This window comes from Boseongicola aestuarii (assembly GCF_900184815.1).
GTDB lineage: Bacteria > Pseudomonadota > Alphaproteobacteria > Rhodobacterales > Rhodobacteraceae > Boseongicola > Boseongicola aestuarii.
Window position 1 is genome coordinate 1 of sequence record NZ_FXXQ01000008.1, and the last position, 14,254, is coordinate 14,254.

The 14,254-nt window shown below is 60.4% G+C and carries 18 protein-coding genes and 1 tRNA gene; 15 read left to right on the forward strand and 4 right to left on the reverse strand.

The features are described from left to right. The 4 genes from BOA8489_RS20615 to BOA8489_RS11850 form a co-directional block, all read left to right on the forward strand. Positions 1-336 (forward strand): hypothetical protein (locus BOA8489_RS20615; RefSeq protein ID WP_217897951.1); only part of this gene is annotated, 336 nt, incomplete at its 5' end. Between the two features lie 425 nt (positions 337-761). Then, positions 762-989: a DUF3489 domain-containing protein gene (locus BOA8489_RS11840; RefSeq protein ID WP_093974246.1), complete on the forward strand. Its 228-nt coding sequence runs from the start codon at positions 762-764 to the stop codon at positions 987-989. Between the two features lie 49 nt (positions 990-1,038). After that, positions 1,039-1,425 (forward strand): DUF2924 domain-containing protein, encoded by a 387-nt coding sequence (locus BOA8489_RS11845; protein ID WP_093974247.1) that lies wholly within the window; start codon positions 1,039-1,041, stop codon positions 1,423-1,425. Beyond that, a complete protein-coding gene (locus BOA8489_RS11850; RefSeq protein ID WP_093974248.1) occupies positions 1,422-3,038 on the forward strand; it encodes a recombinase family protein in 1,617 nt (538 codons plus the stop codon). Before BOA8489_RS11845 ends, BOA8489_RS11850 begins: the two co-directional genes overlap by 4 nt. Before the next feature lie 173 nt (positions 3,039-3,211). Here BOA8489_RS11850 and BOA8489_RS11855 read toward each other — a convergent pair. Then, positions 3,212-3,301, reverse strand: a tRNA-Ser gene (locus BOA8489_RS11855). A 130-nt stretch (positions 3,302-3,431) separates the two neighbouring features. Between BOA8489_RS11855 and BOA8489_RS11860 the strand changes: the two genes are divergently transcribed. The 8 genes from BOA8489_RS11860 to BOA8489_RS11895 all read left to right on the forward strand — a co-directional run bounded on the left by BOA8489_RS11860 (position 3,432) and on the right by BOA8489_RS11895 (position 10,682). Further along, positions 3,432-4,256 (forward strand): DUF2059 domain-containing protein, encoded by an 825-nt coding sequence (locus BOA8489_RS11860; RefSeq protein WP_093974249.1) that lies wholly within the window; start codon positions 3,432-3,434, stop codon positions 4,254-4,256. Positions 4,257-4,452: 196 nt separating this feature from the next. Then, entirely contained in the window at positions 4,453-5,124 is a 672-nt protein-coding gene (locus BOA8489_RS11865; RefSeq protein ID WP_093974442.1) for a 50S ribosomal protein L21, read from the forward strand. 12 nt (positions 5,125-5,136) lie between these two features. Then, on the forward strand, positions 5,137-5,406 hold the full coding sequence (rpmA, locus tag BOA8489_RS11870) for a 50S ribosomal protein L27 (RefSeq protein WP_093974250.1): 270 nt from the start codon (positions 5,137-5,139) through the stop codon (positions 5,404-5,406). 164 nt (positions 5,407-5,570) lie between these two features. After that, on the forward strand, positions 5,571-6,113 hold the full coding sequence (locus BOA8489_RS11875; RefSeq protein WP_245813810.1) for a GNAT family N-acetyltransferase: 543 nt from the start codon (positions 5,571-5,573) through the stop codon (positions 6,111-6,113). Positions 6,114-6,117: 4 nt separating this feature from the next. After that, complete coding sequence (locus BOA8489_RS11880; RefSeq protein ID WP_093974251.1) at positions 6,118-7,149, forward strand: GNAT family N-acetyltransferase; 1,032 nt, start codon at positions 6,118-6,120, stop codon at positions 7,147-7,149. Then, positions 7,146-8,180 carry a GTPase ObgE gene (gene obgE, locus BOA8489_RS11885; protein WP_093974252.1) on the forward strand — a complete coding sequence of 345 codons (1,035 nt, stop codon included), beginning with the start codon at positions 7,146-7,148 and terminating at the stop codon, positions 8,178-8,180. Before BOA8489_RS11880 ends, obgE begins: the two co-directional genes overlap by 4 nt. Next, on the forward strand, positions 8,168-9,268 hold the full coding sequence (gene proB, locus BOA8489_RS11890; RefSeq protein ID WP_093974253.1) for a glutamate 5-kinase: 1,101 nt from the start codon (positions 8,168-8,170) through the stop codon (positions 9,266-9,268). The genes obgE and proB overlap by 13 nt, the downstream gene beginning before the upstream one ends. Before the next feature lie 148 nt (positions 9,269-9,416). Next, positions 9,417-10,682, forward strand: a complete 1,266-nt coding sequence (locus BOA8489_RS11895) for a glutamate-5-semialdehyde dehydrogenase (protein WP_093974254.1) — start codon at positions 9,417-9,419, stop codon at positions 10,680-10,682. Here the strand turns inward: BOA8489_RS11895 and BOA8489_RS11900 are convergent. Then, positions 10,672-11,265 carry a histidine phosphotransferase family protein gene (locus tag BOA8489_RS11900; RefSeq protein ID WP_093974255.1) on the reverse strand — a complete coding sequence of 198 codons (594 nt, stop codon included), beginning with the start codon at positions 11,263-11,265 and terminating at the stop codon, positions 10,672-10,674. The genes BOA8489_RS11895 and BOA8489_RS11900 overlap by 11 nt on opposite strands. Before the next feature lie 35 nt (positions 11,266-11,300). Between BOA8489_RS11900 and BOA8489_RS11905 the strand changes: the two genes are divergently transcribed. From BOA8489_RS11905 to olsA, 3 genes are all read left to right on the forward strand, one after another. Beyond that, positions 11,301-11,486, forward strand: a complete 186-nt coding sequence (locus tag BOA8489_RS11905; protein WP_093974256.1) for a DUF3553 domain-containing protein — start codon at positions 11,301-11,303, stop codon at positions 11,484-11,486. A 118-nt stretch (positions 11,487-11,604) separates the two neighbouring features. Next, positions 11,605-12,381: an L-ornithine N(alpha)-acyltransferase gene (gene olsB / locus BOA8489_RS11910; RefSeq protein WP_093974257.1), complete on the forward strand. Its 777-nt coding sequence runs from the start codon at positions 11,605-11,607 to the stop codon at positions 12,379-12,381. Beyond that, entirely contained in the window at positions 12,378-13,226 is an 849-nt protein-coding gene (gene olsA / locus BOA8489_RS11915) for a lyso-ornithine lipid O-acyltransferase (protein ID WP_176440286.1), read from the forward strand. Before olsB ends, olsA begins: the two co-directional genes overlap by 4 nt. On the opposite strand, the gene BOA8489_RS11920 is transcribed toward olsA, so the two are convergent. Then, positions 13,202-13,822: a thiamine phosphate synthase gene (locus tag BOA8489_RS11920; RefSeq protein ID WP_093974258.1), complete on the reverse strand. Its 621-nt coding sequence runs from the start codon at positions 13,820-13,822 to the stop codon at positions 13,202-13,204. The genes olsA and BOA8489_RS11920 overlap by 25 nt on opposite strands. A gap of 45 nt (positions 13,823-13,867) precedes the next feature. Beyond that, positions 13,868-14,197: a TfoX/Sxy family protein gene (locus BOA8489_RS11925; RefSeq protein WP_093974259.1), complete on the reverse strand. Its 330-nt coding sequence runs from the start codon at positions 14,195-14,197 to the stop codon at positions 13,868-13,870. Positions 14,198-14,254 lie beyond the last annotated feature (57 nt).

A 14,254-nucleotide genomic window follows, 5' to 3' on the forward strand; every position in this document is an offset into this window, starting at 1 on the left:
CATGCCGGGAAGACCCCGCCGCCGCCGGGTTCACCAGGGCTGTTTGCACTGTCAGACCCTGCGAGACTAGAGAACTTATTCCAAGCGGCCGGGTATATCGACACCAGGGTCGAGCAGGTCGTCGCCCAGATGTCCATCGCATCGGTCGGGGACGCGCTAACCATGATGCAGGAGGCATTTGGTGCCTATCGCGCAGTGTTGGCGGATCTGGACGACGAAAAACGCGATGTGGCTTGGAACGAAATCAAGGACTGCATTGGACAGTTTTCGGGCCAAGGCGGTGTTAGTGCGGATATGACCTTCCTTCTGGCTTCCGGGACCAACCCGCCAAACTAAAAAACAGATCAAGGATGCCGTTCGAGATACCTATCTGGATGGCGAAGTCGACGGTCCGCGCTCATATGTAGCGACAGCGTGGGTTGCGACCGGGCGACGATAATAGTGGATCTTTGTGGTCCGCCTTGGGCTCGAAGCAGTCATTCGCTGCGGATCGCACGAACGGCGTGTTCGGAGCTTTGACGGACCTTGACCTTGTCCTGTCGTGCGCTGCCAGTCGGTGCGACTGGCGCTTGTTCGCAGTGTTTTTGCCAGAAACTGGCCGAACCCGCTCTAACTTTGGACAAATGACTGGACTACACGGGCATTGTGAGCGTGTGTGGGTGGGACGACGCACCCACGTCGCATGTCTCCGCCCGGGTTTCCGGGCTTGCGGTGGTACGGGCACCGGAATGAACCGGTACCGAATACCACAGGAGACACACATGACCGTACCAGCAACAAAGACTGCAGGGAGCAAATCGAAGAAAGCCCGCCTCGAGGGGCTTCTCGGGCGCCCGAGAGGTGCCACCATCCGGCAGCTCCAGAAAGCGCTGGACTGGCAGCCGCATACCATCAGGGCCGCCATTTCCCGCCTCAGGAAGGACGGAACTGAGATCACCCTCGACCGCAGCGGAAAGACACCGGCCTATCGGATGACCGTTGTCACATGAGCGGCAAGGGAGCCATGAACTTCCGGACCGCCTTCGCGAGATCGCCCACATGGACCACGGCGCCTGCGCCGAGGCGCTGTCGGTCCTGCCGGGGATCACACCACCGCCTCGTCTTCGGGTCCAAACACTGAAGCGGCTTCTGGCCTATGAGATCCAGGCGCGGGCTCTTGGTGGTTTGAGCCCAAAGGAGCAACGCGCGCTCAAGGCCATCGCCGGAGGCAAGTGCAACTCGGAGGCGACATCGCAGGTTGTTTCATCGGGCACCCACCTTGTACGCGAATGGAATGGCCGGACTTACCGGGTCGAGGTCACAGACGAGGGCTATGTGCTTGACGGCACGATTTACCGATCCCTCTCGGCGGTGGCGAAAAGGATCACCGGGACCGCCTGGTCCGGTCCGCGCTTCTTCGGGCTGGCAAAGAAGCGATCGGCATGAGCAAGACCCGCTGTGCCATCTATACCCGCAAGTCGAGCGAGGAGGGGCTGGACCAGGATTTCAACTCACTCGATGCACAACACGAGGCTTGCGCGGCTTACATTGCCAGCCAAAGGCACGAGGGCTGGGTGCTGGTTAATGAGCGCTACGATGATGGTGGTATCTCGGGCGGGCATCTGGATCGCCCGGCACTCCAGCGCCTAATGGATGATGTCGAGGCAGGCCGCGTCGACCGGATCGTCGTCTACAAGATCGACCGACTGACGCGGTCGCTCACTGACTTTGCAAAACTCGTTGAGCGACTTGATGGGGCAGGAGCTTCGTTCGTTTCGGTGACCCAGTCGTTCAATACAGCCACCAGCATGGGACGGCTGACGCTGAATGTTCTGCTCAGCTTTGCTCAATTCGAACGCGAGGTGACGGCTGAACGCATTCGCGACAAGATCGCGGCCTCAAAGGCCAAGGGCCTCTGGATGGGAGGCAACGTGCCACTGGGCTATGAGGCCGAGGACCGCGCACTGCGCGTTGTTCCAGCGGAGGCGGAGACCGTGAGAATGCTCTTCGACTTCTATGAGACACTTGGTTCGGTGACGGCGGTCACAAGGGAAGCCGTGAAGCTCGGGTTGAGATCAAAGAGACGGATCGGTCGGGACGGAACGCCGCGCGGTGGATCGGTGATGGGCCGGGGGCAAATCCACCATGTGCTGTCCAATCCAGTCTACGCCGGGCGCATCCGGCACAAGGACAAAGTGCATGAAGGCCAGCACGCAGCGATCATTGATCCCGACCGTTTTGATGCGATCCAGACCCGGCTGAAGGATCGCTCGGCCAAACTACGCAACAAGCCTGCCGCAGCCCATCTGTCACCGCTGGCAGGCAAGATCTTTGATGAGACCGGAGATCGTCTGACCCCGTCGCACGCCTGCAAGGAGGATAAACGGTATCGCTATTATGTCTCCCGCCGACTTGTGACCGGAGCGTCCGATGACGGCACCGGATGGCGGCTTCCGGCGGACCGACTGGAGAGAGATCTCGCCAGCTCTGTACAGAAGCATCTCGTGGAATGCATCGATCGCGGTGACATCGTGGAGAGCTGCGTGCACGTGATCGGGCGGCTTAGGTCAGACGCAGATGCACTCGGGCTTCAGGTTCTGGGCATCATAGGAGAGGCGAGGCTTAGGGATGGCGCCGTTGCGATCGATCTCGATCCCCGTGAGCTCGCGAGGAGGTTGCAGATCGCACGGACCAGCATCTCATCGGAAGCGCTGTCGTTGCGACTGCCGTTCCGGCAGCGTCGCCGTGGTGTCGAGAGCCGGCTGGTCATCGGTGTTGGACAACCCGCCAGAGGTGACATCCTGATCTCCAATATTGCGCGGGCATCAGCCTGGCGCGAAGCTCTGTGCAAGGGCGAGGACCTTGCCACCATTGCCGCCCGGGACGGCATCACGATCAAATACCTCGGCCAGATGCTGGTCTTCGCCTTTCTCTCACCAAAGCTTGTCCGCGCGATCCTTCAAGGCCGTCAGCAACCGGCGCTGACCACGAACTGGATCCGCCGACACGGCCTTCCGGCATCCTGGGCCGAACAGGACCGCATCCTCGCGCAGCTTTGAGCATCCCACGCATCGCTAAGTCTACTCTGGAAAAGGGACGCTGAGACTCTTGGCCGAAAGGGCCTGCAATCGGGTCTCACTGTCAGTCTCTGGATGCACCACCGCCTGCTAGTCCCCGGAAATGCGGGACTATTCTGGCGCCGGTGGAAATCAACTGTCGAGACAGGACTGTGTGGCGGAGAGACAGGGATTCGAACCCTGGGTGGGCTTGCACCCACAACGGTTTTCGAGACCGCCCCGTTCGACCACTCCGGCACCTCTCCGCGAAGGGTCAGAGCCGCGATTTAGGGGAAGGGCCGTGCGACTGCAACCCATTTCGTGCAAAAGCCGTGCATCCCCTTGGATCATGGCGCCGGGCGGCCTATTTCTTATTCACACCAGCAGCGAGTTATCATGACCCGATTTATTTCAATCATAGCTTGCGTCTCGGCCCTTGCCTTTGCCGTGACGCCCGCGTTTTCAGCGACCGAGGCCGAACTTGATGCGCTTTTCGACGCGATCGGCACACCCGAACTGATCGAGATCATGCAAGTCGAGGGCATCGATCAATCCGATGAGATCCGCGAGTCGATGTTTCCTCAGCGGGCGCGCGGATGGCAGCCGATTGTCGCGTCCATTTATGACACGCAGCGTATGCGTGACGGGTTTCGGGCCGCCTTTGACGCGGAATTGGCCGACAGCGATGTGACCCCTCTATTGGAGTTCTTCGCTTCCGAGCTTGGACGCGGGATCATCGCGCTGGAACTCTCGGCGCGTGAGGCGTTGCTGGACGAAGACGTGGAAGAGGCCGCAAAGGAGGCTTTCGCTGATCTTGAAACCAAAGATCCCGAAAGGCGTGCCGCGATCGAAGCTTTCGTGGATGACAATGACCTTATCGAACTGAATGTTGCAGGCGCTTTGAATGCGTCGCTGGCGTTTTACCGGGGGCTGGCGGACGGCGGCAGTTTCGATCTGACGGAAGACGTCATTCTGAGCGATGTCTGGGAGCAGGAACCCGCCATTCGCGCTGAAACGACTGGTTGGATGCTGCCCTATCTTGCGATGGCCTATGAACCGTTGTCCGACGACGAACTTGAAGCCTACCGGGCGCTGTCGCTGTCCGAGGCCGGGCGCGACCTGAACCGGGCGCTGTTTGCCGGGTTCGATACTGTGTTCAACCGGATTTCCTATTCGCTGGGCAGTGCAGCCTCGCGGTTCATGCAGGGTGATGATATCTGAGCAAATCGCGCGATTTCGCCGCGCTGATCCTCTTGACTTGGAGGGGCAGGCGACGCATAAGCCGGGCTCTGGCGGGCAAAAGCTCGCCTTTCGTTATTCAATGACGCCGATTGGCGCGCAGTTCGAGGCGGTATGACACCGAAACATCCGGGCAATGTCCGGGGGCCAAAGAACGCGGAAAATGAAGGAAGATCAGATGTTTGCGGTCATGAAGACCGGCGGAAAACAGTATCGGGTTCAGGCGGGCGATGTGCTCCGCGTGGAAAAGCTCGCAGCTGACGCCGGCGAAAAAATTCAGTTCAACGAGATTCTCATGGTGGGTTCGACCGTGGGAACGCCTCTTGTAGACGGTGCCGGCGTTCAGGCCGAGGTCATCGATCAGATCAAGGGCGAAAAGGTCATTCACTTTGTGAAGCGTCGCCGTAAGCACAGCTCGAAGCGCACAAAGGGCCACCGCCAGCAGCTTACTCTGCTGCGCGTGACCGACATTCTGGAAAAGGGTGCCGACAAGTCTGGCGTCAAAGCGGCTATGGGTGCGGGTTCCGTGTCCGGTGTTGCCGTTGCTGCGGCGAAGCCTGCCAAGAAGGCGGCAGCGAAAAAAGAAGCTGCCCCCGAGACTAAAGCCGCGGCACCTGCGAAAGCAGCGCCGAAGGCGAAAGCTGCCGATGCAGGTGCTGACGATCTCAAGAAGCTGTCCGGCGTTGGTCCGGCGCTTGAGAAGAAGCTGCACGCTGCTGGCGTCACCACATTTGCGCAGATCGCTGCGTGGGGCGCTGATGACATTGCCGAGTTCGACGAAAAGCTGTCGTTCAAAGGCCGTATTGAACGCGAAGGCTGGGTCGATCAGGCCAAAGCTCTCGCCGAATAAGGAGAACAACCAATGGCACATAAAAAAGCAGGTGGTTCCAGCCGTAACGGCCGCGACTCAGCCGGTCGTCGTCTTGGCGTGAAGCGTTTTGGTGGCGAAGCCGTCATTCCGGGCAACATCATCGTGCGTCAGCGCGGCACTAAGTGGTGGCCGGGCGAGGGCGTTGGCCTTGGGCGTGACCACACGATCTTTGCGACTGCCGAAGGTCAAGTGACTTTCCACAAGGGTCTGAAAGGCCGCACATTTATTTCGGTACTTCCGCAGGCGGAGGCCGCTGAATAAGCTGATCCTGATGGCATAGTTAAAATGGGGGGGATCGGCAGTCGTCGGTCCCCCCATTCATTTCACGGATCGGGTTGCGGCATGGACTTTGCGATCCCATCTGATGAAACAGCGCCGATGTAGAGGAGCGTTCGGCGCGACCAACGAGGCAAAGGAGGAGCCCCGTGAAAATCGAAAAGATAGCCAATCAGCCGGTTGTCGAAACGGACCGCATGGTCCTGCGGGCCATTCGTCGGTCTGACGCGGGCAATCTGGCTTTGTTTGGTGCCGACGAGCGCGTGGCGCGTATGACGCGTACCATTCCCCATCCCTTGCCACCGGGTGCGGTCGACACACTGGTGACGCGCGCTTTGGATCAAAGCCGCAACGAAGACATCTGGGTCATGGACGGGTCTGCCAGCGGCCTTGGCGAGTTCCTCGGGATTGTGGCGCTTGAACGTATGGACCGCAACCAGTCGGAGATCGGCTTTTGGGTTGTGCCTGCGTTCTGGAATTCAGGGCTGGCTTCCGAGGCCGTTCGCGGGTTGATCGATGCCAATCCCCACAACGACAAGACCATGTTTGCCAGCGTTTTTCAGGACAATCCGGCGTCTGCGCGTGTGCTGACCAATGCGGGCTTTCAATATCTTGGCGACGCCGAGACTTTCTCGGTCGCGCGGGGATCGACTGTCCCGACATGGACCTATCTGAAGCGTCTGGACGGCTAGGATCATGACCCGTCAGGCGCCTCCCGTTCTGAGGACGCCGCGCCTGACGCTCCGCCCTCTGGAAATGACCGATGCCGATGCCCTTGTGCAGGGTGTCGGGAATTACGATGTCAGCCGCTGGTTGTCGGTCGTGCCTTATCCATACACGCAGGAAGACGCACTTTGGTTTTTGGAAAAAACCATTGATGACAATGCGTTGGTTTGGGGAATTTGTGACGATGGCGGGTTTAGGGGCGTTATCGGTATCGACGATGGGTTGGGGTATTGGCTGGCGCGCCCGGCGTGGCGGAAAGGCTATGGCTTTGAGGCGGCCTTTGCGGTGGTTGAGCATTGGTTCGAGGACGAAGGTCGCAGTTCTCTGGCGTCTACCTATTTTGAAGGCAACGACAGGTCGGGCGCCGTCCTGGATGCCCTTGGATTTCAGCCGATTGGTCATACGATGCGGAATGCGCGGTCGCTCAACCAGGATGTTGGTGCAACTGAAATGGAACTTACGCGCGCCAATTGGAGCGCGCGGACGGAATTCACGGTCTACACGCCAAGACTGACAATGCGTCCCTGGAAAGACGGGGATGCAGAGGCTTTGCTCGCTCTCATTACGCCGGGACTGACGCGGGGTGTGTCTTCGATTGGCAATGACTGGACCCTGGAAGACGCCAAGGCTTCGATTGCTGAACGCCAATGGCGGGGTCTCACGGGGTTCATTCTGGCGATTGAGCACGATGGTGCATTGATCGGAGGGATTGGCTGCGGCGGCTATCCTGTCGCACTTATGTATTATCTGGGCGAGACGTACTGGAACCGGGGCTTTGCAAGCGAAGCCGTTTCCGCTTTCGTTCCGGAATTATTCCAACGTTTTCCAATGACTAAGCTGGTTGCGGATCATTTTGACGATAACCCTGCTTCGGGGCGGGTGCTGCAAAAGCATGGCTTTTGTGTTACCGGAGAGGCTATGGGAGCTTCAAAGGGAAGGCTTGAGCCTTGCCGCGTCATCACATACGCCGTGACCCGAGACTCATTTAAGGTAGCATCATGAAATTCCTCGATCTTGCACGCGTGACAATTCGCTCTGGCGGCGGCGGTTCGGGCTGCGTGAGCTTCCGGCGCGAGAAGTATATCGAATACGGCGGTCCCGATGGCGGGGACGGCGGGCGCGGTGGTGATGTCTGGGCCGAGGCCGTGGAAGGTCTGAACACGCTGATTGATTTTCGCTATCAGCAGCACTTTTTTGCCAAGAACGGACAGCCCGGCATGGGTAAGCAGCGCAGCGGCAAGGATGGCGACGACATCGTGCTTCGTGTGCCGGTCGGCACGGAAATCCTTGATGAGGACGAAGAAACGGTGATCGCGGACCTCACAACGGTCGGGGATCGGGTGTTGTTGGCCAAGGGTGGAAACGGCGGGTTCGGAAACCTCCATTTCAAGACGTCGACCAATCAGGCGCCGCGACGGTCCAATCCGGGACAACCTCAGATCGAGCGCGAGTTGTGGTTGCGGCTGAAACTGATCGCCGACGCTGGTCTTTTGGGTCTGCCGAATGCGGGCAAGTCGACGTTTCTGGCTGCCACGTCGAATGCGCGTCCGAAGATCGCGGATTATCCGTTTACCACGTTGCATCCGAACCTTGGGGTCGTCGGGGTGGATGATGTGGAATTCGTCATGGCCGATATTCCGGGGTTGATCGAAGGTGCCCACGAGGGGCGGGGCATCGGGGATCGCTTTCTTGGGCATGTCGAACGGTGTTCGGTTCTGCTGCATCTGATCGATGGCACATCCGAGACCGTGGCTGACGACTACACGACCATTATCAATGAGTTGGAAGCTTATGGCGGCGAGCTTGCTCAAAAGCCCCGTATCACCGCCCTGAACAAGATCGACGCGCTGGATGACGACGAACGCGAGGAGCGTCGCGCCGAACTGGAGGCTGTCGCGGGTCCGGTGTTGATGATGAGTGGTGTCAGTCGTGAGGGATTGATCGACGTCCTGCGCGCGGTGCGCGGGCAGATCGATGCCAATCGGTTGCGCCAGAAAGAGGCCGTCGAGGAGCCCGGACCATGGCGTCCCTGAGCCAGGCACGACGGATCGTTGTCAAGATTGGCTCGGCGCTTTTGGTGCAGGGTGGCAATTTGCGTGCCGGTTGGCTGAAAACGCTGGCCGAGGACGTGGCGGGCTTGCGTGCGCGGGGCGTGGATGTGGTCTTGGTGTCGTCTGGGTCGATTGCTCTTGGGCGGTCGGCACTGGGTCTTGGGTCAGGTGTCTTGCCTTTGGAGCAAGCGCAGGCAGCGGCGGCGGTCGGTCAGATCCGGCTTGCCCGGGCCTATGAAGAGGCGTTGGAACCGCACGCGATCACAACGGCGCAAGTGTTGGTAACGCTGGAAGACAGCACTGATCGGCGGCGGTATCTGAACAGTCGCGCGACGCTGGAGCAGCTCTTGTCGCTTGGAGTCGTGCCGATCGTGAACGAGAACGACACGGTCGCGACGGATGAAATCCGATATGGTGATAACGACCGGCTTGCCGCCCAGATCGCCGTTACCATCGGTGCGGATATTCTGGTGTTGTTGTCGGATGTGGATGGATTTTATTCGGCCAACCCCAAGGAGGACGCGACGGCGGCGCGTTATGACGTGATTGAGGCGATCACGCCCGCAATCGAGGCCATGGCGGGGGATGCCGGCACCGGACTTTCCAAGGGTGGCATGAAGACAAAGATCATGGCCGCCAAAACGGCGACGGCTGGGGGGGCTGCGATGGCCATTGCCTTGGGCGCGCCGGATAACCCTTTGAAACGTATCGAGGATGGCGAGCCCTGCACCTGGTTCACGCCGGAAACCGATCCGCAGGTGGCGCGCAAGCGCTGGATTGCCGCGATGAAGCCCAGAGGGACTTTGGTACTGGATGCCGGTGCGGTCGGCGCATTGGCGCGGGGCAAGTCCCTGCTGCCGGCAGGTGTCACGGCAGTGACGGGGCGTTTCGGGCGCGGCGATCCGGTGGACATAGTCGGACCGGACGGCGTGCAGCTTGGGCATGGGCTGACGCGCTATACGGCGGATGAAGCGCGCGCGATAAAGGGAGAGCGGTCTGATCGGATCGAGGCGATCCTCGGGTATCCGGGGCGTGCGGCGCTGGTGCATCGTGATGATATGGCGATTTAGGATTGAGTTTCGGGTTCGCCACGCCTTTGGCGTGTCGACCCGCTGGGGGCTTTGCCCCCAGACCCCCAGGATATTTCAGCCAAAAAGAAGTGTTTTGGGCTGATCGGGGGCGGCTTAGAATGGGGTGGTTGGTCCGTAGGAGGGCACAATGATGGATGCGATGGACGTAAGCGCTGTGATGGCGGACCTTGGACGCAATGCGCGTGCGGCGGCGGCAGAACTGGCTTTTGCCTCTGGTGCGGACAAGGCGCTGGCTTTGACTGCGGCGGCGGATGCGGTCTGGGCGCGGCGCGATGAGATCATTGCGGCGAACGCAAAAGACATGGCTTTCGGGCGCGAAAAAGGGCTTTCGGCTGCGATGCTGGACCGGCTGATGTTGGACGAGGCACGTGTACAGAGCATTTGCGACGGGCTGCGCGCAGTTGCGGCGCAGGACGATCCGGTGGGCCGGACGATGGATGAATGGGACCGACCGAACGGGTTGCATATCAAGCGCGTGCGCACGCCCTTGGGGGTGGTCGGGGTGATTTACGAGAGCCGTCCAAACGTGACGGCGGACGCAGGCGCTTTGTGCCTGAAGGCGGGAAACGCGGTGATTTTGCGCGGCGGGTCGGAGAGTTTTCATTCGTCGGGTGTGATCCATGGCTGTCTTGTCGATGGGCTGAAGGCTGCTGGTCTGCCGGTCCATGCGATCCAGCGTGTGCCGACACGCGACCGGGCGGCGGTGCGCGAGATGCTGACCATGACGGATACGATCGACGTGATCGTACCGCGCGGTGGAAAGGGCCTTGTCGGATTGGTGCAGCGTGAAGCGCGGGTCCCGGTTTTTGCGCATCTCGAGGGGATTGTGCATATCTATATTGATGCGGAAGCGGATCCTGAAAAGGCGCTGAAAATCGTGTTGAACGCGAAGACGCGGCGGACCGGGATTTGTGGCGCCGCAGAGTGCCTGTTGGTGCATCGTGATGTGGTCGACACCATTGGGCAGGGTGTGGTGCGCGCGCTTTTGGACGTGGGCGTCGAAGTGCGCGGCGATGGCAGTTTTTCGGCCATTGAAGGGGTGACGGCGGCGGGGGTCGATGATTGGGGGCGCGAGTTCCTTGATATGATCATCGCGGTGAAGGCAGTGGAGAACATCGACGAGGCGATAGAGCATATCCGCAGGTTCGGCTCGAACCACACGGATTGTATCGTGACGGAAAACGACGCGGCGGCGGATCGCTTTTTTCAGCGTCTGGACAGTGCGATCCTGATGCGAAACGCGTCGACCCAGTTTGCCGATGGTGGCGAGTTCGGGATGGGGGCCGAGATCGGCATCGCCACTGGCAAGATGCATGCGCGCGGACCGGTGGGGGCCGAGCAACTCACCAGTTTCAAATATCTGGTGACGGGTGACGGCGCGGTCAGAACGTAACGGTCACGCGGGTCTCGCTGAAAAAGGTTGCGAGGGTGCGGTTTGCGGTTCCGGCCGCGCCCGCTACGAGGGCGAAATGCACATCCGACGCGACTACGTCCTTTGGGGTTTCGAGGCCGGTGATCAGGTGCCAAAGGGCGGCGTTCGCCTTGGTCTTTTCGCCTTTGGCATCCAGTTTCCAGTTCGCGCCGGAGCGCGACACGGTGATAGCGCCGCCCCACGGCAGCGCGTTTTCGAGGCAAAGAAGAACCAGAAATGCGAGTTTGACGTCGGCACGGGTCAAGGGGCCATCGACTCTCCATTCGATGGACGTCCGGTTCGAGCGAAAGCAATCGCGCAGGATGCCCTGTACTTCGCTCTGGCTGATTTCGACATCCGGACAGGCTGCGCCGAATGCTATGCGGTCGAACCTTATGCGGGCGTTCGCGTTTTCGACGGATTCTGCGATGAGGGCGATCTCGGGGCTGTTGCCTTGCCCGGACATCGTCAGAAGTTCGACCCCGTTGCCAATTGCGCCCAAGGGGCTGATAAGATCGTGACAGATGCGCGAGCTGATCAGCGCGTTCAAATCAGAGCCGGTCATTGATATCCTCGGCGATCAAGTGGAAGGAACGTTGAATGTCAGAACTGACAGCCCTGCTGGAGCCGGGCATGCTTGTTAGGCACCCGGACCAACCCGATTGGGGTGTCGGACAGGTGCAATCGAACATCGGCGGGCGCGTTACAGTGAACTGGCCGGATCTGGGAAAAGTCGTGGTGGATGGCAATAGAATCGGACTGTTACCTGTTTATGACGCAAATTAACCTTGCTAACGCAACCTTAGATTGTAAACCACTCTTGTGACAATCGCAAGGGTGGCGAAGATTGCATTGCGCGGCTTCGCCCTTTAGAACGCCCGAACCTGTCCGACGAAGGCCCGACATGGACCGAGGAGACGCTCATTTTACCACCCGGCTGGCCCTGACCGAGCGCGATTTGCGCGCGGCGGAGCGGCTTCGCTATGCCGTGTTCGTGGAAGAACTGGGTGGGAACGGGACTTTGGTGGATCACGCCGGTCGGTTCGAGAGAGATCGGTTCGATCCGCATTTCAGGCATCTTGTCCTAATCGACAAGCGGCGCGACGCCGAGGCTCTGGATCATGTGGTTGGCGTCTATCGTGTGCTGGACGCGGCAGGCGCGGCGGAGATTGGTCAATATTACTCGGAAGATGAATATGACCTTTCAGCCCTGAAAGCGTCGGGGCGAAAATTGTTGGAACTGGGCCGGTCCTGCCTGCATCCGGATTATCGCGGCGGTATGGCGATGTATCATATCTGGAACGCATTGGCCGGGATCGTGGCCAGGGAAGAGATCGAGATTCTGTTCGGTGTCGCAAGTTTTCATGGGACCGACGTGCGCGCTCATGCGCAGGCTTTATCTTTGCTGCATCACCAGCATCTTGCGCCGGCGGACGTGCGGGTGCGGGCGCGGGCCGAGCACTTTCAGTCGATGGATTTGATCCCCGATGCCGAGATTGACCGGGTTCAGGCGATGCGTGCCGTGCCGGCCCTGATCAAGGCTTATCTGCGGCTCGGGGGCGTCATCGGCGAGGGGGCGTTTGTGGACCATCCGTTCAATACGATCGATGTGTGTCTGCTGCTTGATACCGCGCAGATGAACATGCGTGCGGCAGCGCGCTATCAGGCATCACGCGGGTGAGCCGCGATCCGACATGGGTCGGCGCGGATGATACGCTGCCGCCATTGCGACCCGGCGTACTTGGCTGGGTTCGGCTGGTCTTGCGCGGGGCGGTGTTTGTCGTTGTGACGCTTGGCGGGCTGTTGGTCTTGCTGGCTGTGCGATTGGTCGAGCGTCCCCTTTACGGGCTCGCGCGGCCCTGGACTCCCTATATCACGCAATGGGTCTGCCGGACGGCGTTTCGCGTCTTTGGGATGGGGTACAGCAGTCATGGCGAGCGGATGACGCATCCAGGGGCTGTGGTGTCGAACCATTGTTCGTGGATGGATATCTTTGCGCTGAATGCGGGCAAGCGGGTGTATTTCGTGGCCAAGTCCGAGGTGGCGGCATGGCCCCTTATTGGGTGGCTGGCGCGGGCGACGGGGACGGTCTTCATTCGGCGAAACGTGCGCGACGCAGCCGAGCAGAAGCGGGTCTTCGAGGCTCGGTTGACGGCGGGGCACAAGTTGTTGTTCTTCCCCGAGGGCACGTCGACGGACGGGCTGCGGGTGCTGCCGTTCAAGCCGACGCTGTTCGCGGCGTTCTTTTCGCCGGCATTGCGCGATATCCTTTGGGTGCAGCCCGTGAGCGTGGTCTATACGGCACCTGACGGCGGGCCCGAGCGGTTTTACGGCTGGTGGGGCGACATGGATTTCGGCGCGCATCTGGCGAAGATTCTGGCGGCTTCGAAGCAGGGGTCGGTCGAAGTGATCTGGCATGAACCGCTTGAAGTTGCAGCTTTTTCAGATCGAAAAGCCTTGGCAAAGGCGGCAGAGGATGCGGTGCGGAGCGCGTTCGAGCCTCAGGACATCGCCGCGATCAATTGACCCAAGGCGAAGACCGCGTCGTCTTCGCGCCAGATCTCTTCGCCAATGCCAAAGAAGTCGGTGACTGGAGCAAGATCTTGGATAACTTTGGCCGTCAACGCGCCTTCGGCGACGACCGGAATTTCGATCATTTCAGACCACCATTCGAAGAGGTCCCGCCCGGCTTTGGTGCCGTCTCCCAAGGCCGTATCGCCTGCGGGTCCGAATGAGATGTAGTCTGCGCCGATCTCGCCCGCGGTCATGCCGTCGTGGCGTGATGCCCCGCAGAACGCGCCGACGATGGCGTCAGGGCCAAGTGTCTTGCGCACGGTGCGGATCGTGCGCGCGCCGTCGAGAAGGTGGACACCGTCAAGCCCGAGGCGTTCGACGAGGCCGACGTGCGTATCGATTACGAGGGCGACGTCGGCTTCATGGGAGACGCTGCGCAGGGCGTCAGCGGCGCGCGACAGGGTGTCCTCGTCCGTGGTCGCCATCGAGAGGCGTACGCAGGCAATATCGAAGGCGTCGAGCACCTCGGCCATGCGGTCGGGGAAGGTTGATAACTCGAAGGCCGGGGGGGTCGAGAGATAGATTTGCGGGCGCGAGTCGTCGGCCATTTTCGGCTCCGATTACAAGGTGTTGGACGGGCTATATCGCGTTGATCACTTGAGGGGAAGGCTTCGGACGTTTTCGACCGCCAATCCCATCAACTGACCGCGGCGCGCGTCATCCGCCATGGCCTCGTCGGTCACATCGACCATCCCTCCCATGGGACGCCCTGTGAAGGCCATGGGGCCGGCACCGTCGATCCGGAGAGCCTCGTCTTGGCGGGTCTTGCCGACGCGGAACATGCCGCCGCCCTTATGAACACCACAGAGCATGTGCCCGTTCAGCATGAAACACAGCCCCCCGAACATGCGCTTTTCGACGACACCCCTGCGGTCAGCGAGGTCGCCGCGCAAAAGCTCGGCCAGTCCTTCGTCATAGGCCATAATGGTTGCTCCCTTGTGCTTTGGGCGCACGGGTTCTAAGACCCCGCTCGATCCCTT